This is a genomic window from Nonomuraea sp. NPDC052116, assembly GCF_040680035.1.
Taxonomy (GTDB): Bacteria; Actinomycetota; Actinomycetes; order Streptosporangiales; family Streptosporangiaceae; genus Nonomuraea; species Nonomuraea angiospora_A.
This window is the reverse complement of sequence record NZ_JBFAWA010000031.1, coordinates 1-22,518: the sequence shown is the minus strand read 5'-3', so window position 1 is coordinate 22,518 and position 22,518 is coordinate 1. Positions and strand designations below refer to the sequence as shown.

Sequence of the window (22,518 nt, the reverse complement as noted above, 5' to 3'; positions counted from 1 at the left end):
GCATGTCTGGCCTGGATGGCGGTAGATGGGCTAAATGGACGAGGTGTTCAAGGCGCTGGCCGACCCCAGTCGCCGCATGCTGCTCGACAGCCTCAACGCCCGCAACGGGCAAACCCTGCGCGAGCTGTGCGCCGGCCTGGACATGGCCAGGCAGTCGGTCAGCAAGCACCTGGCCGTGCTGGAGGAGGCCAACCTGGTGACCACGATGTGGCGCGGCCGGGAGAAGCTGCACTACCTCAATGCCGTGCCGATCAACGCCATCGCCGATCGCTGGATCAACCAGTACGACCGGCGGCGAGCCGGCGCGCTCGCCGACCTCAAGACGGCTTTGGAGAGCCCCATGACCAGCAACGACTTCGTTTACACGACATACATCAAAACCACCCCGGAGCGGCTCTGGCAGGCCCTGACCGAGCCCGCCTTCACCCTCAGCTATTGGGGCGTCGAGATCGAGTCCGACTGGAAGGTGGGCTCGACGATGGCCTGGAAGCTGGGCGGCGTCACCATCGAGGACCCCGAGCAGGTCGTACTCGAGTCCGACCCCCACCGCCGCCTGGCCTACTCCTGGCACACCTTCACGCCGGAGTTCGCCAAGGCCGTCGGCCTGAGCGACGAAGCACTGGCCCGGGTGACCGCGGAGCCCAGGTCCAAGGTGACCTTCGACATCGAACAGGCTGGGGAGACGGTCAAGCTGACCATCGTGCACAGCGGCTTCGAGCCCGACAGCGGCGTACGCGAGTCGATCAGCCAAGGCTGGCCCGAACTGCTCTCCAACCTCAAGACCCTGCTGGAAACCGGCGAAACGATGGCGCCCATCACCGAGACCGCCAGGCGGGAGTCGCAGGACGAGAAAGGAGTCTGACCATGGCCGTTGACACGCTCACACTCACCAAGCTCCCCGACGTACAGACCGCGATGCTCATCCGCAGGCCACCCGCCGAGGTCTTCGAGGCGTTCGCGGACCCGGAGGTCACCACCAGGTTCTGGTTCACCAAGAGCACCGGCCGGATGTCGCCGGGTGCGCGGCTCCAGTGGACGTGGGAGATGTACGGGATCTCCACGAATGTGCTGGTCAAGGAGGTGGAGGAGGGGAGCAGGATCCTCTTCCAATGGAACGACGACCATCCGCTGACCGTCGAGTTCCGCTTCACCCCGTACGGACAGGACGCCACTCTCGTCGAGGTGGCGGAGAGCGGGCTCACCGGGTCCGGCGACGAGATCATCGCCCACGTGGCGGATTCGACGGGCGGCTTCACGATCGTCCTTTGCGCGGTGAAGGCACTGCTGGAGCAGAACATCGAACTCAACGCCGTACGCGACCGCCACCCCAACGGCCTATAACCCACCCCCTCCCCACCACCGCCACACACCGCTACACGGTCGTGCACGGCCACACACCGCCACACGGCTACGCACGGTCGCGCCCCGCCACACGGCTATGCATCGCCACGGGCCGCCACACGGCCACGCACGGCTATGCCCGGCCACGCGCCGGTCGCGCCCCGCCGCACGGCCACACCGGCACACGGCTACGCATCGCCGCGCGCCACCACACGGCTACGCACGGCCGTCACACGGTCTCGTACCGCCACACGGCCATGTGCGGCCGCGCGCCACACACGGTCGCGCCCCGCCACGGCCACGCACGGTCGCGCACCGCCACGCGGCTACGCATCGCCGCGCGCCACCACACGGCTACGCACGGCCGCGCGCCACACACGACCGCCCACGGCCGCGCGGGATGACATACGACCACACGGCCACGCGGTCGCGCACGGTCGCGGGCCGCCACACGCGGTCACGCGTGCCGGGCCGACGCATATCCCTGCACTCCGGGCAGGCACCTGGTCTTCGCGCGCCTCGTCTTTCGGACGCCAACGGATGAGCCTCAGGCGTGACCTGCGGCTTACAACCCGGAGGATCAGTAGACCAGCGCCTGGGCGCCTTCCCTGACCACTTCCTCGACGAACGCCGGCGCGCCCGCGATGCGGACCCCGTCGATGAGGTCGTCCACGGTGATGTTCCTACGGGCCGCACACTGGGTGCAGAGTGTCACGCGCCCCGCGGCCAGCACGGCGTCGAGGAGGTCGGTGAGTGGCGCGGCGTGCGGCAGGCTGAACTCCTTGGCCCTGCCCGGCAGCGCGAACCACGAGGCCTCACCGGTCAGCCACAGGGAAACGGGCACACCACTCGCGAGCGCGGCGGCCGCGACATTGAACGCCTGGTTGCACCGCTCAGGGGCATCTGCCCCGGCGGTCACCTTGATCACCAGTGATCGTTCCATACCCGTCACCCTAACGCCCGTCGACTTCCGGCGAAGGACTCCAACTGAATACACAAGCCCGCGCAGGAAAGACCTCACCTTGACCGAAGAGACGCCGCGAAGGACACCGCCCAACAGACTCCCCCAAGGGACGCCGAAGGACGCCACCCGACAGGCTCCCGCAGGGGACGCCGAAGGGCCCCGCCCCACGGGCTGCTACGAGGGATGTCGGAGGACACCGCCCCATGGGCTTCTGCAGGGGCCGCCGAAGGGCGCCGCCTGACAGGCTCTCGCAAGGGATGCCGGAGGACACCGCCCGACAGGCTCCCGCAGGGGACGCCGGAGGACACCGCTCCATGGGCTGCTACGAGGGAGGCTGGAGGAGGAGCATGTGGATCGAGGCCGAGTTGAAGGCCGTCGTGCGGGATCCCGTCGGCGTACGGGCCGCGTTGCGGGAGCGTGCGCCGGAGACGGCCAACGTTTACCGCGATGTCTACTACGACACCCCCGATCTCCAGTACTCCCGCGACGGGAGGGAGATCCGGGTGAGGGTGGTGGACGATGGCGCGGTGAGCCTGCTCACGTTCAAGGATCCCAGCGTCGATCCGGTCAGCGGGTCCAAGCCTGAGTACGAGACCGGCGTTGAGGACCCGGTGGCGATGGAGGCTGTGCTGCGCAAACTCGGGTTGCAAGAAGTGATCCGGTATGAAAAGCGGTGCAGGAACTACCGGATTTCGAAGTCGGGGCTTTCTTTGCTGGCCACGCTCGTGACCATTCCCGAACTCGACGGTACGTTTCTCGAAATCGAGGCAGTGGTCGAGCCCGACGCGGTTCCCGGCGCATTGCGGGTGATCAGGCAGGTGATGGCGGACGTCGGCATCGGCCGTGGTGATCTCACCACCGAGCTGTACACCGAGGCTGTACGGCGAGCCAGGAGCACTACGCTTGGGGAACATGGAAGAACCTGAGGTGCACCCCGCCCTGGAGCCCATCGCGTTCCTGCTCGGCCGGTGGGAAGGCGCCGGCGTGGGCGGCTACCCGACGATCGAGAGCTTCAACTTCGGGCAGGAGATCGAGTTCGGGCACAACGGGAAGCCGTTCCTGAGCTACGTGAGCCGCACCTGGCTGCTCGACCAGGACGGCAACCGGGTCAAGCCGCTGGCCACCGAATCGGGATACTGGCGCCCGCAGCCCGACAGGCAGATCGAGGTGGTGCTCGCCCACCCGACCGGGATCGTCGAGATCTACATCGGCGAGGTCGTCTTCCACAAGATCGAGCTGCGTACGGACGTCGTGGCCCGCACCGGCACCGCCAAGGAGTACACGGCGGGGCACCGGCTGTACGGGTTGGTCAACGGCAACCTGATGTGGGCGTACGAGATGGCGGCCGTGGGTCACCCGCTCACGGACCATATGTCGGCGGAGCTGAAGAAGGTAGCTTGAGTCGATATGAGCACGCCTTTCACCGCTGACGTCGTCGAGGCGATCAAGCGCCACATGAATGACGACCACGCCGGGGACTCGCTGATCATCGTGCGGGCACTCGGCGGCCGGCCCGACGCCACCTCGGCGGTGACGAGTGACGTGGATGCCGAGGCGATCGAGTTCATGGTCGATGGTGGGGAACGGGTGCGGGTGCCCTGGGGGGAGACGCTCACCGAGCGGGCCCAGGTGCGTAAGGCTGTGGTGCAGCTCTATCGGGACGCGTGCGACAAGCTCGGCATCGCGGCGCGAGGTGAGCACTGACGGGGTGAGCGCTAAACGGGGCTCTTGGTCTCGCGCCTGTCCCCTTTGCCCCTCGAGCCTGTCCCTTCGTCTCTCGAGACTGTCTCCCTCGCCCCCGAGTCGCGCTTCATGGCGTAGCGATCGTGGTGGCGGCATATCGCTGGCCGGAACATCGCTGGCCGGAACATCGCTGGCCGGAACATCGGCGGCTGGGATATCGGTGGCCGGGTGAGTAACCCCGATAGTGCTCTGTAGTGGCGGAGGTCTCGGTGGTCGGGTGAGTAACCCCGGTGGTGCTCTGCGGTGGTCGAGGTCTCGGTGGTCGGGTGCGTAAGCCGGTCGTGCGGAGGTCTCGGCGGGCGGGTGAGTGACTGCGGTCGTGCCGAGGTCTCCTCGGTGGCCGGGTGAGTGGCCCCGGTCGTGCTCTTGGAGCCGGTGATGGCCACGGCCCGAAGCGTCAGGCGGGGATTTCACGAGCGGGGGCGTCCGTCCGCCAAGGTGCGTGCGACGGCTCGGCTTCCCGACGTGGACATGAAGAAGGGCCCCAGGCGAACTCCACCTGCTCGGCAGGTGGGCCGGATGGACCAAAGACGGGATCATGGTCCCGCCCTCCGGCTGCCAGGGGCCCCGGTGGTTGCCTCGTATTCGCATACGTCACGAGACAACAGTCCGCAGCGCTAGCGGACAACCACCTCGCTAGCCCAACTATGATTCACCATTGTTTGGACCACCTCCTTTCCGCGTACCAAAGACGCTATGCGCTTGTGCGCGAAAGGGGCAAGTGAATATCGCCGGGCCGTACACTCGGGGCATGACGGAGACGCAGTGGCATGAGGAACTCCGCGCCAAGGGCTACCGGGTCACCCCGCAGCGCCAGCTCGTCCTTGAGGCGGTCAAGACGTTGGAGCACGCCACGCCCGAGGAGATCTGCGTCAAGGTCCGCGAGACCGCGCGTGGCGTGAACATCTCCACGGTCTACCGGACGCTGGAGCTGCTCGAAGAGCTCGGCATGGTGACCCACACGCATCTGGGGCACGGTGCGCCGACCTACCACCTGGCCGCTGAGGCCGATCACGTGCACCTGGTGTGCCGGGGGTGCGACGAGGTGTTCGAGGTACGGCCCGAGCTGGCGGACGGGCTGGTCAAAGGGCTGGACGAGGAGCTGGGGTTCGTCGCGGACGTGCATCATCTGACCGTCTTCGGACGGTGCCGCAACTGCCGGTAGCGGGCGGGAGGAAGGCCGCCTCCGGGCGTTCCCGCGACTGTCGTGACTGCTGGGAGTTGGGGCGGTGGTCGTTCACGAGGGTTGAGCGGCTGCCGCAGGTGGGTGGGTGGTCGTGTGCCCAGGTGTTGGGCGGCTGCCGTTAGTACGTGAGTGGTCGCTTCCGGTTGTTGGGCGGCTGCTGTACGTGGGCGAGTGGGTGGGGGTTTTCGGGCGGTGGTGTGAGTGCCGATAACCTGGAGGGCATGCGTAGCCCTCTGCTCGATCTCCCCGGTGCCGTCGCGGCCGATGGGCCGGATTCCGACGTTGCCGCGCACTACGGCGATCTGTTCGCCGAGCAGCGTGCACTGGCCAAGGGTGAGGCGGTCGTCGACCGCAGCAACCGTGAGGTGGTCCGCATCGCCGGCGTAGACCGGCTGAAATGGCTCAACGACCTGACCTCGCAGAAACTCGACGCCCTGAAGCCGGGCGAGTGGACGCAGACGCTCGATCTCGACCTGCAGGGTCACGTGCTGCACCACCTGACACTTGTCGACGACGGTGAGAGCATGCTGGCCCATGTCGAGCCGGGCACCGCGCAGAGCCTGATCGACTATCTCGACCGGATGCGGTTCATGCTGCGGGTCGAGGTGTCGCGGGCCGACGACCTGGCCGTGCTGTCCACGGCCACGGAGGACTTCCTGGTGCCGCGCGACGAGCTGCCCGATCACCTGGGCAAGCCGTTGGCGGGGCTGTGGGCGTACGAGGCGCTGCGGATCGAGGCGCACCGGCCGCGGCTGGGGTTCGACACCGATCACAAGACGATTCCCCATGAGGTGGGCTGGATCGGTGCGGCCGTACACCTGAGCAAGGGGTGCTACCGCGGCCAGGAGACGGTCGCCCGGGTGCACAATCTCGGGCATCCGCCGCGGCGCCTGGTGTTCCTGCACCTCGACGGCAGTGTCGACACGCTGCCGGCGCACGGTGATCCGGTGATCTTCGAGAGCCACGAGGTCGGTGTGGTCGGGTCGGCCGCCCGGCACCACGAGCTCGGGCCGATCGCGCTGGCGGTGGTCAAGCGGACGGTGCCGGTGGACGCGCCGCTGCTGGCCGGTGGGGTGGCGGCCGCGCAGGAGGTCATCGTGCCGCCGGACGCGGGACGCAACGTCTCCATCGACCCGGCCCTCCGCCGCCGCATCCGCTGAAGGCCCCTCCCGGTGGCAGACGCCCAGGCGGGGGCTCTCCCAGCGGCAGACGCCCGGGTGAGGGCTCCCGGTGGAAGACGCCCAGGTGAGGGCTCTCCCGGCGGCAGGCGCCCGGGTGATGGCTCGCCTGGTGGCAGGCGCCCAGGCGTGGGCGGTCAGAAGTCGAGGATGAGGGTGATCGGGCCGTCGTTGACGAGCGACACCTTCATGTCGGCGCCGAAGACGCCCGTCTCCACGTGCGCCCCCAACTGGCGCAGCTCCTCCACCACGGCATCCACCAGCGGCTCCGCGACCGGCCCAGGGGCGGCGGCCTGCCACGTCGGCCGCCGTCCCTTGCGGGCGTCCCCGTACAGGGTGAACTGGCTGATCACCAGGAGCGGCGCCGACACGTCCGAGCAGGACTTCTCGCCGTGCAGGATGCGCAGGCCCCAGAGCTTGGCGGCGAGTTTGGCGGCCTCGGCCCGCGTGTCCGTGTGGGTGACGCCCACCAGCACCAGCAGGCCGGGCTCGTCGATGGCCCCGACGGTCTGACCGTCGACCACCACCGACGCCGAACTCACTCTCTGCACCACTGCTCGCATGGCAACCCATTCTGGACCAGGAAGAAGGGTTCGTAGACTCATGCCGAAAGGGGAAGCGAAATGTCGATGATTGTGGAAGTTGTCCGGTCCGGGTTCGTGGAGTCCACGCATCAGGCTCGCATGCTGACGGTGGACGCGGAAGGACGCCCGGTCGAGGCGAAGGGCGCGGTGCATGTTCCCGCGTCGCCACGGTCGTCGATGAAGCCGCTCCAGGCGCTCGGCATGCTCCGTTCGGGGCTCGGGCTGGAGGAGGAGCTGCTGGCGCTGGCCTGCGCCTCGCATTCGGGCGAGCCGTTCCACGTGGACGGCGTCAGGAAGATCCTCGCGGGCGCCGGGCTGGAGGAGTCGGCGCTGCTGTGCCCCGAGGACTACCCGTACGACCGGAGTGCCACGGAATGCGGCCGCGTCTACATGAACTGCTCCGGCAAGCACGCCGCCATGCTGGCCACCTGCGTCCTGAACGACTGGCCCACCGAGTCCTACCTCGAGCCCAAGCACCCGCTCCAGCGGGCGATCCGCGAGACCGTGGAGGACCTGACGGGGGAGCGGGTGGCGGCCTCCGGGGTGGACGGGTGCGGGGCGCCGCTGTTCTTCGTGTCGATGCTGGGCGTGACGAAGGCGTTCAGGGCGTTCCCGATGTCATCCCCCGACTCGTACGAGCGCAAGATCTTCGACGCGATGAGCACCTACCCCGAGTGGACCTCGGGCACCGACCGCCCCGAGGCCAAGCTGATGCGCGCTCTGCCGGGGCTCATGCTGAAGGCGGGGGCGGAGGCGTTCGACGCGTTCGTGTTCGAGGACGGGCGCGCGGGCACCGTCAAGATCGAGGACGGGTCCCAGCGCGCCCGTGTCCCGGCCACGGTCGCGGCCCTGCGCTCGCTGGGCCTGGACGCGCCGGAGCTGGCCGAGCTGGCTGCACCGCCGGTGTTCGGCGGCGGCCGGCCGGTGGGTGAGCTCCGGTTCCGTTAGAGCGTGCGAAACCGGTTCCGTCAGAGCGTGCGGAACTGGCGGGTGGCGGAGATGGCGCCCGAGGTCGTCGTGGTGAACGTCCGCATCGACCCGGCGAACTTGGACAGATCCCACTCCGCGGGCCCGTGGTACCAGTAGAGGTTGTCGGACTGGTGGCCGTTCCCCGTGACCGAGGCCACCACCCGCGACCAGTGCTCCACCCCGTCGAAGATCACCGCATAGGGCAGGTAGCGGGAGAACAGCTCAACCCGGTGCTGCTCCGGCACCTCCCCCAGCTCGCCGGAGAACAGGTACTGCCGGAAGCCCATCGTGTGCGCCAGCGCCGCCGAGCCCTTGGCCGTCTTGGCCGGCATGTACTGCCCGCCGACGGCCAACGCGCCGCCCGCGATGATGACGGCCAGACCCAGCAGCCCGTACGTGGTGAACCAGGCCAGCCCTGCCGTGGCCAGCACGCCGACCGCGATGAGCACCACGCCGATCGTCGTCCACCTGGTGCGCTCGGTGTCGGGCCGGCGGGCGAACCAGCCCTGCTTGACCACGTCGGCGTACAGGGCGTCGCGCACCTTGCCCAGGTGGGCCGCGAACGAGCCGGACAGCTGCGACAGCAGCACCGCGTCCCGCCCGTCGAAGATGGCGTCGTACAGGGCGCGCTCGTACGGCAGCAGCGCGTTGACCGGCGCGTTCGGCAGCCTGACCAGCATCCAGTCGGGCGCGTCGTACGTCTGGCGCGGCTGCTCGTCGATCCGCAGGTAGCCGCGGACCGCGAGGTCGACGATCGTCGCGGTCACGTCGACCACGTCGGCCTGTTCGTCCACCAAGGTGCCGATCTGACCGGGCCGTACCCCGTCGGGCGGGGAGAAGTGGCCGTTCTGCACCGGATCGACCGGGCCCTGCGCGTGGCCGGCGGCCCTGGCGTCACGGCCGCGCGTCCAGTAGAGCAGGACGACGCCGCCGAGCAGCAGCACCAGCAGGCCGGCCAGGGCGCCGCCGGTGACGATGTTCAGGGTGAACGCCGAGGCCAGCGAGAAGCGCCGCTCCAGGATGGGGACGCCGGAGCTGGACCCCTTGGGGTAGCCGACGACCACGGTCAGGGCCTGGCTGGGGGCGATGTTCTCCTGCTCGAAGTCGGCCTCGGTGGCCGAGTGGTCCATGGAGGCCGAGGTGCAGCCGATGGCCGAGGTCAGCTCGCCGGCGAAGCAGGACAGGTTCTGGACCTGCCCGGGGCCGTTCACCTTGACCGTGGCCTTGGCGACCTGCTGGCTCCAGCCGTTCACCGCGAACCAGCGCAGCTCCTCGACACCGCCCGAGGTGGTCACCGCCCCCTTGACGTCGTACTCGACCGTTCCGTCGCCCTTCACGGTGAGCACGTCGCCGGCGAGGGTGCCGCCCTTGACGTTCGAGATCTGGTAGACGCGGTCGTTGCCGTCGTCGTACCGCGTCCTGGTGATGAACGTCCGCTTGAGCTCACCCGACGCTCCGCTGATCTTCTCGACCACGTGCAGGGTGCCGTTCTTGCCGAGGGTCATCGTCACCTCGTCCGTGATCCCGGCGCCCGCCGCGTACGCGGGTACGGCGGTCAACGTCAGAGCGGTGGCCCCGAGTGCGGCCATGGTGAGTCTGGTACCCATGGCGGCAAATCGTATCGGTTCGTGACTGTCAGTCCAGCGTGATGCTGGTTGCCGCCCGCTGAACGCTCTCCGGCGAGGCACCCTGGCCGGGGTTCTCGTGGGCGAGCGCCTGGTTCTGCGCGACGTACGGGCGCATGCGCTCCTCGTACCGGTCGAAGGCCCCGATCGGCTCCTTGCCGAGCTCCTGCGCCAGCACGTACGCCCCCACCAGCGCCAGGCTGGTGCCCTGCCCCGACAGCGGCGAGGCGCAGTAGCCCGCGTCGCCGACCAGCGCGACCCGGCCCTTCGACCAGCGCTCCATCCTGACCTGGGCCATGGCGTCGAAGTAGAAGTCGTCGGCCTTCCACATGGCCTCCAGCAGCTTGGGCACCTCCCAGCGCAGCCCCGAGCAGCGCTCCTGGATCAGGCGCTTCTGCTGCTCGACGTCGCGGTGGTCGTAGTCGATCGGACCCGCGCCGAAGCCCAGGTTGACCCGCATCACGGTGGCGTCCCGGTCGCTGAAGAGGGCGCCTCCCGTGTCGCCCTCGCGGAACCAGGTCTGCCAGTGGTCCAGCCCGAGGAAGTTGTCGGTGGTGAAGATGGAGACGTACATGCCGAGGTGGCTGAGGAACTGCGCCTCCGGGCCGAAGGTGAGCCTGCGCACGTTGGAGTGCAGGCCGTCGGCGCCGAACACGTAGTCGTAGCGCCCCCGGCCGCCGCTCTCGAACGTCACGTCCACGCCGTCGGCGTCCTGGTCGAGGGTGGCGATCGAGTCGCCGTACACGTACTCGGCGCCCGAGGCCGAGGTGAGGATGGCGGTCAGGTCGTCGCGCATGATCTCGATGTCCGGGCTGTCGAACCGGCCGCCGCTGACCGTCTCCTCGTAGCTGCGCATGAGCTCGTTGCCGTCGCCGTCCACCATGGACATGCCGCGCATGGTCGTCCGCAGCGCCCTGATCTGCTCGATGGCGCCCATCTTCGCGACCACGTCCAGCGCGGCGCCCCTGATGTCGATGGCCTGACCGCCCTTGCGCGGGGCCGGGGCCCGCTCGACGAGCGTGGTCTCGTACCCGTGCCGCCGCAGCCAGTACGCCAGGACGGCGCCGCCGACGCTCGCGCCCGAGATGAGGACCTTCATGTTCTGCTCCTTGTCGCAGGTGTTGACGTTGTACGCTGAATGTACGCAGTACGGACAGCAGCCCACAAGGGTAATATGGAGAGATCTGTACTAGTACAGGAGGATGGGATGGCAGCCCCCTACGCCGAGATCGTCGCCGACATCAAGCGCCGCATAGCCGACGGCCGGCTCCGCCCAGGAGACCGCGTCCCGTCCACCAGGCAGCTCGCCAGGGACCGGGGGGTCGCCCTGGCCACCGCCGCCAAGGCGCTCGCGCTCCTGGCCCAGGAGGGTGTCGTGGTCGCCGAGCCGCGCGTGGGGACGATCGTGGCGGAGCCGCGCGGGGGCAGGGCGGCGGCCCGGCGGCCGGATATTTCAGGAAATGAGATGACGCGGGAGCGCATCGTACGGGCCGCCGTCGAGATCGCCGACGCCGAGGGCCTGCCCGAGCTGACCATGCGCGGCCTCGCCGACCGGCTCGGCATGGCCACCATGTCCCTCTACCGCCACGTGGGCGGCAAGGACGACCTGGTCCTGCTCATGGTCGAAGCCGTCATCGACGAGTTCCCGCTGCCCGGGGAGCCCCCGGACGGCTGGCGGGCCAGGCTGGAGGTGTCGGCGCGCCTCCAGTGGGCCGGCTACCGCGCGCACCCGTGGATGGCCGGCGTCACCTCGCTGACCAGGCCGCTGCCCTCGGCCAGCCTGCTCAGGCACACGGAGTGGGTCATGGCCGCGCTGGCGGGCACGAGGCTCGACGCCACGGCCAAGATGCACGTGCACACCCTGGTCTACAGCTACGTGCAGGGCATCGCCGCCAACCTCGAGCTGGAGCGGCAGGCCCAGGCCGCTACGGGGCTCAGCGCCGACGAGTTCATGGCCGGGCAGGAGGAGCACCTGCGCTGGATCGCCGAGTCCGAGGAATATCGCGCCTTCGCCGGGGTCGTGGCCGAACTGAACGGCGACTTCGACCTCGACCTGGACCGGCTCTTCGAGTTCGGGCTCGGCCCGCTGCTCGACGGCCTCGCCAAGGTGATCGACTAGTCGGAGATCTGGATGCGCAGCCGGCGGAAGCCGCGGCCCTTGCTCTCGATCTTGGCCACCTTGATGTGGCCGATCTGCTTGGTGGAGGCCACGTGGGTGCCGCCGTCGGCCTGGGTGTCGAGGCCCACGATGTCGACGATCCGCACGTCCTGGACGGTCTCCGGGACCAGGTTGGTGGCCGTGCGGATGATGTCGGGGATGTCGAACGCCTCCTTGCGCGGCAGGACGCGTACGTCGATGCGCCGGTCGGCGGCGATCTCGGTGTTGCAGGCGTCCTCGACGGCCTCCTTGAACCCGGGGGGCACCTCGGGCAGGTTGAAGTCCATCCGCGCGCTGAGCTCGTCCATGTTGCCGCCGGTGACGAGGCAGCCGTAGTCCCTGAACACCACCCCGCACAGCACGTGGAGCCCCGAGTGCGTACGCATGAGGGCCGAGCGCCGCTCGTCGGCCACCGCCGCCTCGACCACGGTGCCCACCGGCGGGATGGGATCGCCCTCGGCCGGGATCAGCTGGAGGTCGTCGCCCTTGCGCACCCCCACGACGCGCGTCTCGACGCCCTGCCAGATCAGCACTCCGTGATCCGCCGGCTGGCCGCCGCCGCCCGGATAGAACGCCGACCTGTCCAGCACGATCCCCTCGGGCGTCGCCTCCAGCACGACGGCCTCGAAATCGAGGAGAACCTGGTCGGACAGCTCCAGCCGCTGCGTGCGCCCGTGGAGGTCGTAGGTCATGTCGGCAGCCTAACGCCCGGGTCGATCACCAGGGGCCGTAGGGACCGTTGTTGCCCCGCCCGCCCATGCCCTTGACGGCCGGTTTGACGTCCACGATGTAGATCGTGGCGGCGATGGCGGCCACGATCGAGAAGAAGCCCAGCGCGCCCAGGCCGATGAAGCCGGCGCCGCCGACGATGAGGAAGTCGATGAAGTAGCTCCAGGCGCCGCCCACCGAGAACAGCGTCGCCAGCGCCAGGATCAGCAGCCAGATGTTCTTCTGCAGCTTGCCCGCCGAGACGAAAGCGCCGGTCGGCACCCGTAGCGCGTGCACGAGCGCGTACGCCGACATGCCGAAGATGACGGCGGCGAGCACCAGGAAGAGGAGATTGAGGACACTGTTGATCAAATTCATGTTGTTGGCTCCGCACCACGCCGCAATGAAATCGGCTTCAGCCTAATAGGCGACCCTGACAGACGGGCACCCCAAAGCGGAAAGCCCGCCTCCCTCGGGAGACGGGCTTTCGCGTCAGCTCAGCCCCTCGCCCTGGTGGTGCGGGGCTTCCTGGCCGGGGTGGCGGGCTTGGCGGCCTGCGCCACCTCCTCGAGCTCCAGCGCGGCGTCGCCGCTCGTCTTGCTGACGACCCGGCGGCCGCGCGTGGCGAAGTCCTCGTAGGCCTCGGTGGCCCTGCCGGCGAGCTGGTCGGCGTATCCGCGGGCCTTCTCCGGGAACTCCTTGGCGAAGCTCTCGGCCTTGCCGGCGTACACGCGGGCCATCTCCGGCAGGTCCTTGGTCAGCTCGGTGCGGCGCGACTGCAGCTTCTGCAACTGCTCGGGCAGCTCGCGGAGCTTCTCGACCGCGAAGTCGCCGACACCCGCGACGGCGTAGAACGGCTTGGACTCCGTAAGCTTCTTGACCTCGGTTGCGAGCGTCATGGGTTAACCTTCCTTGGTTTCCTGGGTGACGTTGCCGTTGCCGGAGGTCGCCGTATAGGGCTCAAGAGCGGCGAGAAACTCCTCTGACAGCGGTTCGTCGTCCGATCCGGAGTCGTGCCGGGGGCGAGCATTCTGGGAGGTCTGCTCGTCTTCGGCGCGCTTCTCCTTGCGGAACGACTCATAGATATCAATCAGCACCTGGCGTTGCCGTTCGCTGAGGTGCGTGTCGGCCCTGATCGCCGTGATGACGTCGCTCGGCGGCTCGCGGTCCTCGATGAGGCCCGCCTGCACGTAGAGCGCCTGCGAGGAGATGCGCAGACCCTTGGCGATCTGGTTGAGGATCTCCGCGCTCGGCTTGCGCAGCCCACGCTCGATCTGGCTCAGGTAGGGGTTGGAGACCCCTGCCGCCGCCGCGAGCTGGCGCAGCGAGATCTTCGCCTGCTGCCGTTGCTCGCGGATGTATTCACCGATCGAGTCGACCTTGGGTAGTGCCATGCCTCATAGTCTGCCCCGTAGTGCTTGCAATTGCAAACGGGACGGTTAACGCCAGCAAGCACGTCAGAGCTGGAAGACCCACAGGAGAGGCGCCGAGGTGACCAACGTCACAGAGAGTGCGATGTAGCCGTAGCGCACCGGGGCGGCCAGCTCGGGAGCCGGCTTGATCAGGCGGTCGACCCTGGCCATGACGTGCTTGGCGTGCACGCCGAGCATGCCCTGGGGGGTCGGCATGGCGCCCGCCGTACCGAACCTGAGCAGCGCCGTCGCCAGCCTGCGCGGCGAGCAGTAGCGCCGGGCGCGGTCGTCGGCGGCCATCTCGATGAGCAGCTCCACCTGCGCCTGCGCGTCGGCCACCACCTTCGACCAGGGCATCGCCCTGCGCAGCGCGGCGAAGGGCAGCAGCACCAGGTCGTGCCGCTCGCGCACGTGCGCGGCCTCGTGCGCGAGCACGGCGGCCATCTCGTCCTCCGACAGCAGCTTGAGCGCGCCCTCGCTCACCACGACCTGCGAACGCAGGCCGGGCACGCAGTAGGCGGCGGCGCCAGGGTGGGCGAGCACCCGCACCCCGGGCACGCCGGGGTCGTCGTGGGAGATCAGCGCGAGCAGCATGCGGTGCCTGCGGCGGGCGCGCAGCGCCTGCACACCCGCGGTGAGCAGCACCGCGATCAGCACGGTCAGGGCGGTGAGCCCCGCGATCAGGGCCAGCACGTGCAGCGGGTCCCACGCCTCCAGCGGCGCCTCCCCCCGCGCGAACGCGAACAGCCCGGGCAGCACCCCCTCGCCGTACGGCTGGACCGCGTAGGCGAGCATGGCGCCGGTGGTGGCCAGGCCCCAGGACACCCCCAGGGACTGCCAGACGATGATGGCCAGCCGAGGAGCGCGTGAGGTCCACCGGGCAGTCGTGAAACGCCAGGAGCCAACCGCGCACGCCGTGGCGAGCGCTGCCAGCGCCGCTGCCGTGATCACTCTTCCTCCAGCTCCGTAAGGGCTCTGCGCAGGATCTCCGCCTCCGAGCCCGACACGGCCTGGGCGAAGCGAGTCAGGGCGGCCGATCGGTCGCCCGTCATGTCCAAGGCTTCCAGCATAAGCTCGGCGATGTACGCGTCGCGGCTTTCGGCCGGTTGATATCTCCATGCGCGGCCGTCCCGGGTGCGCTGGAGGAAGCCCTTCCGGGTGAGGCGGTCGAGCACGGTCATCACCGTGGTGGGGGCAAGGTCGCGGTCGGCGATGAGCCTGCCGACCTCACGGGCGGTCAGCGCGCTGCTCTCCGCCCAGAGGATGTCCATGATGCTGCGCTCAAGCTCGCCAAGACCCTTCACGTCCTACAGGCTAGCTCTACAACCTGTCGAGCAGGCATTTGGGTCGTGTGAACCACGTCTCCGTGTCGTGCGTATCTCCGTGTATGCGTTGGAGTACAGCGGTTGTGGCCCTGCTCGGTCTGGTGCTGGCGGCCGGGTGCGCGGCCTCGGCGGACAGCACGTCGACGACACACGATCAGGCTGACGTGGTCTTCAGCCAGGAGATGATCACGCACCACCAGCAGACGATCCAGCTGGCCGAGGTGGCGGCCAAGAGCGGAAAGTCCCCGTACGTCCGTGACCTGAGCACGAAGCTCATCGCGGAGGAGCAGGCGGACATCGACATGATGTCGTCGTGGCTGCAGTCCTGGAAGGAGACGGTGCCGCCGGAGCCGACCGACCGGATGGGCGCGGACCTGAAGGCCGGCTCCGGCTTCGACAAGGAGTGGCTGTCGGCGTTGTCGGGCCATCTGGAGCACGGCGTGATGATGGCCGAGACCGTCAAGAAGTCGGGCAAGCACGGGCCCACGCTCGAGCTGGCCGACAAGATCATCAAGGCTCAGAAGGCGGAGCTGGCCGAGATCGCCAAGCAAGCGGGCTGACCCATGGCCAGGGCGTTCCCGTCGGTTCCATCGGTCGCGGCAGGGAAGTCGGCCAGGACCTACGCCGGTGCGGCGGTGGCCGCCGGCGTGGTGGTGCTGGTCGTCGTCCTGCGGTTCGGCGGGGCCATCAAGCCGGAGCTTCCCGGGCTGCCCACCGCCGGGCCGTTCACCGAGTGGGGGCTGCCCCTGGCCCGGTTCTGGTTCGACGTGTGCGCGGTCGGCTGCGTCGGTACGCTCGTCGCCGCCCTCCTGGCCCCCGCCTCCTCGCCCGAGTCCCGGTCCTGCCGCCGCGCGGCCGGCTGGTGGGCGCTCGGCTGGGCCCTGGCGACCGGGCTGAGCTACGTGCTCACCCTGTCCAACCTCATCCCGCTGCCCGCCGGAGCCCTGCTCGCCTCGCCTGACCTGCTGGAGTTCGGCACCTCGATCCCGCAGACCCAGGCCCTGCTCGTGGTGCTGGCCGCCACGGTCGTCGTGGGGCTCACCTGGCGGCTGCCCTCGGCGGTCCGGCTGGCGGTCGCCGTGTTCGGGCTGCTGCCGCCCGCCTACGTCGGGCATGCGGCCTCCGCGGGCGACCACGACATCGCCGTCTCCGCCCTCATGTCGCACCTGGTCTCGGTCTCGGTCTGGGTCGGCGGCCTGGTCGCGGTGCTCCTCCACTTCCGCCGGTCCCCGGATCTGCCGGCGGTGCTGCCCAGGTTCAGCGCGCTCGCGCTGTGCTGCTTCGCCGCCGTGGCCGTCTCGGGCGTGGCCGGCGCCTGGGTACGGCTCAGCGCCCCGTCCGACCTCTGGCAGAGCGCGTACGGGCAGCTCCTGCTGGCCAAGACCGCGGCCCTCGTGCTCCTGGGCCTGTTCGGCTGGACCCATCGCCGCCGCACGGTCGCGGGCATCGCCGACCGGTCCGTACGCCGGACCTTCATCCGCCTGGCCACCGGCGAGGTGATCGTGATGGCGGCGGCCGTCGGACTGGCCATCGGCCTGTCCCGCACGCCGCCACCGCCCGGTGGCGGCGGCGGCCACGACCAGGCCGCCCTGGAGTACGCGCTCGCCCCCTTCACCCCCGGAGCGCTGATCACCGAGCTCCGCCTGGACCCGACCCTCCTGATCCTCCTGTTGCTGCCCGCGGTCGCCTACGCGGTCGGCGCGCGCAGGGCGGCCACCTGGCCCGCAGGCCGCGCGATCGCCTGGTACGCGGGCCTGGCGCTGACGGCGCTGGTGCTGCTCGGCGGGGTCGGGAGCTACGCGCGGGCGATGTTGTCGGTCCACTCGGTCCAGCACACGGTGCTGACCGTCGTCGCCCCGCTCCTGCTCTGCCTGGGCGCCCCGTTCACCGTCACCGGCCGCTACCGGTTCCTCGCGCATCCCGCCGTCTACTTCGGGGCGTTCGTCCTCCTCTACGGCACACCCTGGCTGTCGTGGTCGCTGTCCGGCTACGCCCCTCATCTGCTCACCGAGCTCCTGTTCTTCGGCCTCGGGCTGCTGGTGTTCGGCGTCCTGACCGGGGCGGACCCGGTGACGTGGGGCGACCGCGCCCGCCTGCTGGCCGCCGTGACCCTGACGCACCTCGCCGTCGGGACGTACCTGCTGCTCGCGCCCCCGGTCGCGGCCGACTGGATCTCCCTCGTGGCCCCGTCCGGCGCGCCCGGCGTCCTCGCCGACCAGCGCCTGGCCGGAGCCGTGGCCGTGCTCCTGCCGCTGCCCGGGCTCGTCCTGCTGGCCGTGCGCATGGCCGGCAGGGGGACCGCGGTGCTGGTGCGGGGCGGCCGTTGATGCCAATCTCGGTGAGATGCGCATCACGTTGGTGAAAGGCGACATCACCGAGCAGCCGACGGACGCCGTCGTGAACGCCGCCAACTCCTCCCTCATGGGCGGCGGAGGCGTGGACGGCGCCATTCACCGCCGCGGGGGTCCGGAGATCCTCGAGGAGTGCCGGAAGCTCCGGGCCGGCCACTACGGCAAGGGGCTGGCCACCGGAAAGGCGGTCGCGACGACGGCCGGGCGCCTGCCCGCGAAGTGGGTGATCCACACGGTCGGGCCGGTGTACTCCATGTCAGTGGACCGTTCGGAGCTGCTGGCCTCCTGCTACCGGGAGTCGCTGCGGGTGGCCGACACGCTGGAGGCCAGGTCGGTGGCCTTCCCCGCGATCTCGACCGGGATCTACGGCTGGCCCATGGACGACGCCGCGCGGATCGCCCTGGACACGGTCCGGCAGGCGGACACGTCCGTCGAGGACGTCCGCTTCGTGCTGTTCGACAGCGCGGCCTACGCCGTGTTCGAGGCGCGCCTCTGATCGCGGGGATCCACCGCCGAGAACGGGAGGGTCAGCTCGCCGAGCCGCCACCGGGCCGGGCCGCCGAGCGGCGGTCGCCCGGCGACGGGCCAGGAACCCGACAGCGCGCGCACGGAGGCCAGCCACCGCTGCCGCAGCCCATGGGCCCCGTACGGCGCGCTCACCGCCCACGCGTGGTCGAAGTCGCTCAGGAACGCATGAATCCGCTCGCCCGGCACATTCCGGTGGATGAGGGTCTTCGGCAGCCGGTCGGCCAGGTCAGAAGGCCGCTCGAAAGCATCGAAACGGGCCGAGAACGTGATCGTCTGGGGTCCTTCCGGAGAGAGCCCCACCCAGATCGCGCGCCGCCCGTTCTCGGACGAGGTCCCCTCGACCAGTACACCGCCGGGGGCCAGCCGGCCTCTGAGCACGTCCCAGTAGTGCCACGCCTCCGCCTCGCCGTACTGCCTGAGGACGTTGAAGGCCCGCACCAGCGTCGGCGGGCGCCCGACGGGCAGCTCGAAGCCGCCCAGCCGGAAGCTCAGGCCCTCCCGCTCGTACGGCTTGGCCACCGCCACCCTCGCCGGGTCGATCTCGATCCCGACCACCTCGACGCCGGGCGCCACCCGGCGCAGGCGGGTGAACAGCTCCAGCGTCGTGGTGTGCGACGCCCCGTAGCCGAGATCCACCACGAGGGGCCGCTCGGCGGCCCGCAGCAGCCGGCCGTGCGCGGCGGCGATCCACCGGTCGGAGCGCCGCAGCCGGTTGTGCCCGGTCGTGCCCCTGGTGATGGCGCCGACCGGTCTGCCCCCCGCCTTGGCGGCCCCGGCCGGTCTAGCCACTGACGCGGTGCACCTTGTGCTGGGCGGCCTGGGCCCGCGGGCGGATGATCATGCGGTCGATGTTGACGTGGGCGGGGCGGGTCACGCACCAGGCGATCGCGTCGGCCACGTCGTCGGAGGTCAGCGGGCCGGGCACGCCCTCGTAGACGCGCGCCGCGGCCGCCTCGTCCCCGCGGAACCGGGTGACCGCGAACCCCTCGCTCTGCACCATGCCCGGCGCGATCTCCACGATCCGCACCGGCTGCCCGACCAGCTCCAGGCGGAGCGTCTCGACCATCGACGTCTGCGCGTGCTTGGCCGCGACGTAGCCGCCGCCGCCCTCGTACGACACCAGGCCGGCCGTCGAGGTCACCATCACCAGCACGCCGTCGCCGGACTCGACGAGCTTGGGCACGAACGCCTGGGTCATGCGCAGGGAGCCGAGCACGTTCACGTCGTACATCCGCTGCCAGTCATCCAGGTGCCCCTCCGCGACCGATTCAAGGCCGAGGGCGCCACCGGCGTTGTTGATCAGCACGTCGCACCGCTCGAGCGAGTCCGCGAGCGCGTCGACCGACTCCTGGGAGGTCACATCCAACGTCACCGGCCTGATCGAGGGCACCTCCGCGGCGAGCTTGTCGAGCCGCTCGCGCCGCCGCGCGCCCGCCACCACCTCGAAACCCTCGGCGGCGAGCCGCCGCGCGGTCGCCTCGCCGATCCCACTGCTCGCCCCGGTCACCACAGCCGTTCTCCGCATGCTCCTCATCCTGCCAGCCCTCCCGGGCATGTTGACGACCGCCCTAAATACCCAGTTATGACCATGTGTCGGGAATGTCGCAAAAATCTGGACGGTTATAAGCCTTCTGGAGGTGGTGTCGAGTGAGGCGACGACGGGTCAGCCGGGTCGCGACCATCAGCATGCACACATCGCCCCTGGACCAGCCCGGAACGGGCGACGCCGGAGGCATGAACGTGTACATCGTGGAGTCCGCCAAGCGGCTGGCTCACCTCGGCGTGGAAGTGGAGATCTTCACCCGGGCCACCGCCCGCGACCTCCCGCCCGTGGCCGAACTCGCCCCAGGCGTCCTCGTCCGCCACCTCACCGCGGGACCGTACGAGGAGATGGAACGCAGCGAGCTGCCGAGCCAGCTCTGCGCGTTCCTGTCCGGGGTGCTGCGGACCGAGGCCATGTACGACCCGGGCCGCTACGACGTCATCCACTCCCACTACTGGCTCTCCGGCCAGGTCGGCTGGCTGGCCAAGGAGCGCTGGGGCGTGCCGCTCGTGCACACCATGCACACCATGGCCAAGGTCAAGAACCTCCTGCTCGCCCAGGGCGACAACCCGGAGCCCAAGGCCCGCGTGGTCGGCGAGGAGCAGGTCGTGCAGGTCGCCGACCGCCTCGTGGCCAACACCGTGGACGAGGCGCGAGAGCTGATCGACCTGTACGGCGCCGTCGAGGAGCGCGTCGCCGTCGTGAACCCGGGCGTCAACCTCACCGTCTTCCAGCCCGCCTCGCAGGGCGCCGCCCGCCGGCGGCTCGGCCTGCCGCAGGACGCGCACGTCCTGCTCTTCGTGGGCCGCATCCAGCCGCTCAAGGCCCCGGACGTGCTGCTCCGCGCCGCCTCCAGGATGCTCATCGACGACCCGTCGCTGCGCGAGCGCCTGGTCGTGGTCTGCGTCGGCGGGCCCTCGGGCAACGGCCTGGCCAGGCCGTCCCTGCTCACCGAGCTGGCCGCCGAACTCGGCATCTCGGACGTCGTCCGGCTCGTTCCTCCGGCTCCCCAGGAGGAACTGGCCGACTGGTACCGGGCGGCCTCGGTGACGGTCGTGCCCTCGTACAGCGAGTCGTTCGGCCTCGTCGCCCTGGAGTCCCAGGCCTGCGGCACCCCCGTGGCGGCCGCCGCCGTGGGCGGGCTGCGCACCGCCGTGCGGGACGGGGTGTCGGGCCTCCTCGTGGACGGCCACGACCCGGCGCAGTGGGCGCAGGCGCTGCGCCGCTTCGTCGTCTCGCCGCGCTGGCGCGACTCGATGTCGGCGGGAGCCCGCGCGCACGCGGCGGCGTTCGGCTGGCAGGCGACCGCGTCCCGCCTGGTGGAGGTGTACGCGGCCGCCATCGCAAACCTGCACAAAACGCCTATCGCCCTGAACTTCTAGCCCTTTCCAGCCCGACCTTTGTTCTGGCGGCCTTCTATCCTTGTCGGCATGCGCGATGTCGTCGAAGCCGCGCTCAAGGCCGCGGACGTCACCTACGACGAGCCGCGGCCGGGCGCGTTCCTGGTCAAACTGCCCGGGCAGCACAAGCTCGCCACCATGACGTGGTTGATCGTGGGGGAGCAGGCGCTGCACGTCGAGGCGTTCTTCTGCCGCCAGCCCGACGAGAACCACACCGAGTTCTACCGCTGGCTGCTCGGCAAGAACGGCTCGATGTACGGCGTGCACTTCTCGCTCGACCCCGTGGGGGACGTCTACCTGGTGGGCCGGCTGCCACTGGCCGCCGTCACCGAGGCGGAGGTGGACCGGCTCCTGGGGTGCGTGCTGACGTACTCGGACGACTGGTTCGACCGGGCGCTTGAGCTGGGGTTCGCCTCATCGATCAGGCGCGAGTGGGAATGGCGGGCCAAGCGCGGGGAGTCGCTGGCCAACCTCCAGGCGTTCGCCCGCTTCGCCGACCCGGACCGGTAATCCCTGACCATAGGATTGGCGATATGGCGACTTTGGTGCTGCTTAGGCACGGCGAGAGTGACTGGAACGCGAAGGGCCTGTTCACCGGCTGGGTGGACGTGAGCCTCTCGGCCAAGGGTGAGGACGAGGCCCGCCGCGGCGGGAAGCTCCTCCAGGACGCCGGACTGCGCCCGGACATCGTCCACACCAGCCTGCTGACCCGGGCCATCCAGACGGCCCAGCTGGCGCTGGCGGAGGCCGACCTGCTCTGGCTGCCGGTGAAGCGGAGCTGGCGCCTCAACGAGCGCCACTACGGCGCCCTCCAGGGCAAGAACAAGGCCCAGACGCGCGAGGAGTTCGGCGACGAGCAGTTCATGCTGTGGCGCCGCTCGTACGACGTGCCGCCGCCCCCGATCGCGGACGACGACGAGTTCTCCCAGGCCGGCGACCCCCGCTACGCCCTGCTTCCCCCGGAGTTGATGCCCCGTACGGAATGCCTGAAGGACGTGGTCGACCGCATGCTCCCGTACTGGTACGACTCGATCGTCCCCGACCTGTCGGCCGACCGCACGGTCCTGGTGGCCGCCCACGGCAACTCCCTGCGGGCCCTGGTCAAGCACCTGGACGGGGTCGGTGACGAGGAGATCGCGGGCCTCAACATCCCGACGGGGATTCCGCTGCTGTACGAGCTCGACTCCGACTTCCAGCCTCAGCGGCCGGGCGGCGAATACCTGGACCCGGACGCCGCCAAGGCCGCCATCGAGGCCGTCGCCAACCAGGGCCGCTGAAGGCGACATCTTCCACTCCTGGGCGCTTCGCGCTCGGGGTTCCAGGCAGTGCTTCCCAGGGGGCTTTCGCCCCCTTCGACCCCCAAAGGGCGCGGTCTTCGCAGAGGCGCGCTTCGCGCGAAGGGGATCAGGCTGTGTTGCCGCGGGTGGTGCCGTTGGACAGCAGGTCGATGACGACGGGGCCGTTCGTGCCGGCCTTGCCCCGGTGAATGTGGAAGGCGGTGGG

Annotated in this window: 28 protein-coding genes; 15 read left to right on the top strand and 13 right to left on the bottom strand. The window is 69.8% G+C overall.

Annotated elements, in window-relative coordinates:
- The first annotated feature begins 34 nt into the window (after window positions 1-34).
- The gene (locus AB0L65_RS44070; RefSeq protein ID WP_364258877.1) at window positions 35-862 is read left to right on the top strand and encodes a metalloregulator ArsR/SmtB family transcription factor; all 828 of its coding nucleotides are present in this window, start codon (window positions 35-37) and stop codon (window positions 860-862) included.
- Window positions 863-864: 2 nt separating this feature from the next.
- On the top strand, window positions 865-1,341 hold the full coding sequence (locus AB0L65_RS44065) for an SRPBCC family protein (RefSeq protein WP_364258874.1): 477 nt from the start codon (window positions 865-867) through the stop codon (window positions 1,339-1,341).
- A 580-nt stretch (window positions 1,342-1,921) separates the two neighbouring features.
- Here the strand turns inward: AB0L65_RS44065 and AB0L65_RS44060 are convergent.
- Entirely contained in the window at window positions 1,922-2,284 is a 363-nt protein-coding gene (locus AB0L65_RS44060; protein WP_185070406.1) for a DsrE family protein, read from the bottom strand.
- 335 nt (window positions 2,285-2,619) lie between these two features.
- Here AB0L65_RS44060 and cyaB point away from each other — a divergent pair, with 335 nt between their 5' ends.
- The 5 genes from cyaB (at window position 2,620) to AB0L65_RS44035 (ending at window position 6,394) form a co-directional block, all read left to right on the top strand.
- Window positions 2,620-3,231, top strand: coding sequence for a class IV adenylate cyclase (cyaB, locus tag AB0L65_RS44055; protein WP_364258871.1), 612 nt, complete (start codon window positions 2,620-2,622; stop codon window positions 3,229-3,231).
- The gene (locus AB0L65_RS44050; RefSeq protein ID WP_350733220.1) at window positions 3,218-3,706 is read left to right on the top strand and encodes an FABP family protein; all 489 of its coding nucleotides are present in this window, start codon (window positions 3,218-3,220) and stop codon (window positions 3,704-3,706) included. The genes cyaB and AB0L65_RS44050 overlap by 14 nt, the downstream gene beginning before the upstream one ends.
- Window positions 3,707-3,712: 6 nt before the next feature.
- The gene (locus AB0L65_RS44045) at window positions 3,713-4,009 is read left to right on the top strand and encodes a DUF2470 domain-containing protein (RefSeq protein WP_364258868.1); all 297 of its coding nucleotides are present in this window, start codon (window positions 3,713-3,715) and stop codon (window positions 4,007-4,009) included.
- 790 nt (window positions 4,010-4,799) lie between these two features.
- The gene (locus AB0L65_RS44040) at window positions 4,800-5,213 is read left to right on the top strand and encodes a Fur family transcriptional regulator (RefSeq protein WP_185070409.1); all 414 of its coding nucleotides are present in this window, start codon (window positions 4,800-4,802) and stop codon (window positions 5,211-5,213) included.
- Window positions 5,214-5,455: 242 nt separating this feature from the next.
- On the top strand, window positions 5,456-6,394 hold the full coding sequence (locus tag AB0L65_RS44035; protein ID WP_364258865.1) for a folate-binding protein: 939 nt from the start codon (window positions 5,456-5,458) through the stop codon (window positions 6,392-6,394).
- A gap of 155 nt (window positions 6,395-6,549) precedes the next feature.
- Here the strand turns inward: AB0L65_RS44035 and dtd are convergent, their stop codons facing one another.
- Window positions 6,550-6,975 carry a D-aminoacyl-tRNA deacylase gene (gene dtd / locus AB0L65_RS44030; protein WP_364258862.1) on the bottom strand — a complete coding sequence of 142 codons (426 nt, stop codon included), beginning with the start codon at window positions 6,973-6,975 and terminating at the stop codon, window positions 6,550-6,552.
- A gap of 60 nt (window positions 6,976-7,035) precedes the next feature.
- Here dtd and AB0L65_RS44025 point away from each other — a divergent pair, with 60 nt between their 5' ends.
- The gene (locus AB0L65_RS44025) at window positions 7,036-7,944 is read left to right on the top strand and encodes an asparaginase (RefSeq protein ID WP_364258859.1); all 909 of its coding nucleotides are present in this window, start codon (window positions 7,036-7,038) and stop codon (window positions 7,942-7,944) included.
- 20 nt (window positions 7,945-7,964) lie between these two features.
- On the opposite strand, the gene AB0L65_RS44020 is transcribed toward AB0L65_RS44025, so the two are convergent.
- A complete protein-coding gene (locus AB0L65_RS44020; protein ID WP_364258856.1) occupies window positions 7,965-9,572 on the bottom strand; it encodes a DUF2207 domain-containing protein in 1,608 nt (535 codons plus the stop codon).
- A gap of 28 nt (window positions 9,573-9,600) precedes the next feature.
- On the bottom strand, window positions 9,601-10,689 hold the full coding sequence (locus AB0L65_RS44015; protein WP_364258853.1) for an FAD-dependent monooxygenase: 1,089 nt from the start codon (window positions 10,687-10,689) through the stop codon (window positions 9,601-9,603).
- A 108-nt stretch (window positions 10,690-10,797) separates the two neighbouring features.
- Between AB0L65_RS44015 and AB0L65_RS44010 the strand changes: the two genes are divergently transcribed.
- Entirely contained in the window at window positions 10,798-11,709 is a 912-nt protein-coding gene (locus AB0L65_RS44010) for a TetR/AcrR family transcriptional regulator C-terminal domain-containing protein (protein ID WP_364258850.1), read from the top strand.
- Here the strand turns inward: AB0L65_RS44010 and AB0L65_RS44005 are convergent.
- The 6 genes from AB0L65_RS44005 to AB0L65_RS43980 form a co-directional block, all read right to left on the bottom strand.
- Window positions 11,706-12,440, bottom strand: coding sequence for an alanyl-tRNA editing protein (locus tag AB0L65_RS44005; protein WP_364258847.1), 735 nt, complete (start codon window positions 12,438-12,440; stop codon window positions 11,706-11,708). The genes AB0L65_RS44010 and AB0L65_RS44005 overlap by 4 nt on opposite strands.
- 25 nt (window positions 12,441-12,465) lie before the next feature.
- The gene (locus tag AB0L65_RS44000; protein WP_192789781.1) at window positions 12,466-12,834 is read right to left on the bottom strand and encodes a DUF2516 family protein; all 369 of its coding nucleotides are present in this window, start codon (window positions 12,832-12,834) and stop codon (window positions 12,466-12,468) included.
- A 119-nt stretch (window positions 12,835-12,953) separates the two neighbouring features.
- Window positions 12,954-13,355: a hypothetical protein gene (locus AB0L65_RS43995; RefSeq protein WP_364258846.1), complete on the bottom strand. Its 402-nt coding sequence runs from the start codon at window positions 13,353-13,355 to the stop codon at window positions 12,954-12,956.
- 3 nt (window positions 13,356-13,358) lie between these two features.
- Window positions 13,359-13,850, bottom strand: a complete 492-nt coding sequence (locus AB0L65_RS43990; RefSeq protein WP_350733238.1) for a helix-turn-helix transcriptional regulator — start codon at window positions 13,848-13,850, stop codon at window positions 13,359-13,361.
- 63 nt (window positions 13,851-13,913) lie between these two features.
- Window positions 13,914-14,819 (bottom strand): M56 family metallopeptidase, encoded by a 906-nt coding sequence (locus AB0L65_RS43985; RefSeq protein WP_364258844.1) that lies wholly within the window; start codon window positions 14,817-14,819, stop codon window positions 13,914-13,916.
- Window positions 14,816-15,172: a BlaI/MecI/CopY family transcriptional regulator gene (locus AB0L65_RS43980; protein ID WP_350733241.1), complete on the bottom strand. Its 357-nt coding sequence runs from the start codon at window positions 15,170-15,172 to the stop codon at window positions 14,816-14,818. The genes AB0L65_RS43985 and AB0L65_RS43980 overlap by 4 nt, the downstream gene beginning before the upstream one ends.
- A 104-nt stretch (window positions 15,173-15,276) precedes the next feature.
- Here AB0L65_RS43980 and AB0L65_RS43975 point away from each other — a divergent pair, with 104 nt between their 5' ends.
- The 3 genes from AB0L65_RS43975 to AB0L65_RS43965 are packed head-to-tail and all read left to right on the top strand — an operon-like array spanning window position 15,277 to window position 18,040.
- Window positions 15,277-15,753 carry a DUF305 domain-containing protein gene (locus AB0L65_RS43975; protein WP_364258841.1) on the top strand — a complete coding sequence of 159 codons (477 nt, stop codon included), beginning with the start codon at window positions 15,277-15,279 and terminating at the stop codon, window positions 15,751-15,753.
- A 3-nt stretch (window positions 15,754-15,756) separates the two neighbouring features.
- Window positions 15,757-17,520, top strand: coding sequence for a cytochrome c oxidase assembly protein (locus tag AB0L65_RS43970; protein WP_364258838.1), 1,764 nt, complete (start codon window positions 15,757-15,759; stop codon window positions 17,518-17,520).
- A gap of 16 nt (window positions 17,521-17,536) precedes the next feature.
- The gene (locus AB0L65_RS43965; RefSeq protein ID WP_350733246.1) at window positions 17,537-18,040 is read left to right on the top strand and encodes an O-acetyl-ADP-ribose deacetylase; all 504 of its coding nucleotides are present in this window, start codon (window positions 17,537-17,539) and stop codon (window positions 18,038-18,040) included.
- Here AB0L65_RS43965 and AB0L65_RS43960 read toward each other — a convergent pair.
- Both AB0L65_RS43960 and AB0L65_RS43955 read right to left on the bottom strand, forming a co-directional pair.
- The gene (locus tag AB0L65_RS43960) at window positions 18,013-18,861 is read right to left on the bottom strand and encodes a class I SAM-dependent methyltransferase (protein WP_364258835.1); all 849 of its coding nucleotides are present in this window, start codon (window positions 18,859-18,861) and stop codon (window positions 18,013-18,015) included. The two genes, AB0L65_RS43965 and AB0L65_RS43960, sit on opposite strands and share 28 nt — an antisense overlap.
- Window positions 18,854-19,597, bottom strand: coding sequence for an SDR family NAD(P)-dependent oxidoreductase (locus tag AB0L65_RS43955; protein ID WP_364258832.1), 744 nt, complete (start codon window positions 19,595-19,597; stop codon window positions 18,854-18,856). Before AB0L65_RS43955 ends, AB0L65_RS43960 begins: the two co-directional genes overlap by 8 nt.
- Window positions 19,598-19,758: 161 nt before the next feature.
- Between AB0L65_RS43955 and mshA the strand changes: the two genes are divergently transcribed.
- The 3 genes from mshA to AB0L65_RS43940 are packed head-to-tail and all read left to right on the top strand — an operon-like array spanning window position 19,759 to window position 22,292.
- On the top strand, window positions 19,759-20,997 hold the full coding sequence (mshA, locus tag AB0L65_RS43950; RefSeq protein ID WP_350733436.1) for a D-inositol-3-phosphate glycosyltransferase: 1,239 nt from the start codon (window positions 19,759-19,761) through the stop codon (window positions 20,995-20,997).
- Window positions 20,998-21,045: 48 nt separating this feature from the next.
- Window positions 21,046-21,525 carry a YbjN domain-containing protein gene (locus AB0L65_RS43945; RefSeq protein ID WP_364258829.1) on the top strand — a complete coding sequence of 160 codons (480 nt, stop codon included), beginning with the start codon at window positions 21,046-21,048 and terminating at the stop codon, window positions 21,523-21,525.
- 23 nt (window positions 21,526-21,548) lie between these two features.
- On the top strand, window positions 21,549-22,292 hold the full coding sequence (locus AB0L65_RS43940) for a phosphoglyceromutase (protein ID WP_363962087.1): 744 nt from the start codon (window positions 21,549-21,551) through the stop codon (window positions 22,290-22,292).
- Window positions 22,293-22,419: 127 nt separating this feature from the next.
- On the opposite strand, the gene AB0L65_RS43935 is transcribed toward AB0L65_RS43940, so the two are convergent.
- Window positions 22,420-22,518, bottom strand: a 99-nt coding sequence (locus AB0L65_RS43935) for a CHRD domain-containing protein (RefSeq protein ID WP_364259278.1), incomplete at its 5' end; no start/stop codon positions are given.

Bases quoted from the DNA above. Each gene is read 5' to 3' on its own strand.
- AB0L65_RS44070 (WP_364258877.1), top strand. From the start codon at position 35: ATGGACGAGGTGTTCAAGGCGCTGGCCGACCCCAGTCGCCGCATGCTG.
- AB0L65_RS44065 (WP_364258874.1), top strand. From the start codon at position 865: ATGGCCGTTGACACGCTCACACTCACCAAGCTCCCCGACGTACAGACC.
- AB0L65_RS44060 (WP_185070406.1), bottom strand. From the start codon at position 2,284: ATGGAACGATCACTGGTGATCAAGGTGACCGCCGGGGCAGATGCCCCT.
- cyaB (WP_364258871.1), top strand. From the start codon at position 2,620: ATGGGCTGCTACGAGGGAGGCTGGAGGAGGAGCATGTGGATCGAGGCC.
- AB0L65_RS44050 (WP_350733220.1), top strand. From the start codon at position 3,218: ATGGAAGAACCTGAGGTGCACCCCGCCCTGGAGCCCATCGCGTTCCTG.
- AB0L65_RS44045 (WP_364258868.1), top strand. From the start codon at position 3,713: ATGAGCACGCCTTTCACCGCTGACGTCGTCGAGGCGATCAAGCGCCAC.
- AB0L65_RS44040 (WP_185070409.1), top strand. From the start codon at position 4,800: ATGACGGAGACGCAGTGGCATGAGGAACTCCGCGCCAAGGGCTACCGG.
- AB0L65_RS44035 (WP_364258865.1), top strand. From the start codon at position 5,456: ATGCGTAGCCCTCTGCTCGATCTCCCCGGTGCCGTCGCGGCCGATGGG.
- dtd (WP_364258862.1), bottom strand. From the start codon at position 6,975: ATGCGAGCAGTGGTGCAGAGAGTGAGTTCGGCGTCGGTGGTGGTCGAC.
- AB0L65_RS44025 (WP_364258859.1), top strand. From the start codon at position 7,036: ATGTCGATGATTGTGGAAGTTGTCCGGTCCGGGTTCGTGGAGTCCACG.
- AB0L65_RS44020 (WP_364258856.1), bottom strand. From the start codon at position 9,572: ATGGGTACCAGACTCACCATGGCCGCACTCGGGGCCACCGCTCTGACG.
- AB0L65_RS44015 (WP_364258853.1), bottom strand. From the start codon at position 10,689: ATGAAGGTCCTCATCTCGGGCGCGAGCGTCGGCGGCGCCGTCCTGGCG.
- AB0L65_RS44010 (WP_364258850.1), top strand. From the start codon at position 10,798: ATGGCAGCCCCCTACGCCGAGATCGTCGCCGACATCAAGCGCCGCATA.
- AB0L65_RS44005 (WP_364258847.1), bottom strand. From the start codon at position 12,440: ATGACCTACGACCTCCACGGGCGCACGCAGCGGCTGGAGCTGTCCGAC.
- AB0L65_RS44000 (WP_192789781.1), bottom strand. From the start codon at position 12,834: ATGAATTTGATCAACAGTGTCCTCAATCTCCTCTTCCTGGTGCTCGCC.
- AB0L65_RS43995 (WP_364258846.1), bottom strand. From the start codon at position 13,355: ATGACGCTCGCAACCGAGGTCAAGAAGCTTACGGAGTCCAAGCCGTTC.
- AB0L65_RS43990 (WP_350733238.1), bottom strand. From the start codon at position 13,850: ATGGCACTACCCAAGGTCGACTCGATCGGTGAATACATCCGCGAGCAA.
- AB0L65_RS43970 (WP_364258838.1), top strand. From the start codon at position 15,757: ATGGCCAGGGCGTTCCCGTCGGTTCCATCGGTCGCGGCAGGGAAGTCG.
- AB0L65_RS43965 (WP_350733246.1), top strand. From the start codon at position 17,537: ATGCGCATCACGTTGGTGAAAGGCGACATCACCGAGCAGCCGACGGAC.
- AB0L65_RS43955 (WP_364258832.1), bottom strand. From the start codon at position 19,597: ATGCGGAGAACGGCTGTGGTGACCGGGGCGAGCAGTGGGATCGGCGAG.
- mshA (WP_350733436.1), top strand. From the start codon at position 19,759: ATGCACACATCGCCCCTGGACCAGCCCGGAACGGGCGACGCCGGAGGC.
- AB0L65_RS43945 (WP_364258829.1), top strand. From the start codon at position 21,046: ATGCGCGATGTCGTCGAAGCCGCGCTCAAGGCCGCGGACGTCACCTAC.
- AB0L65_RS43940 (WP_363962087.1), top strand. From the start codon at position 21,549: ATGGCGACTTTGGTGCTGCTTAGGCACGGCGAGAGTGACTGGAACGCG.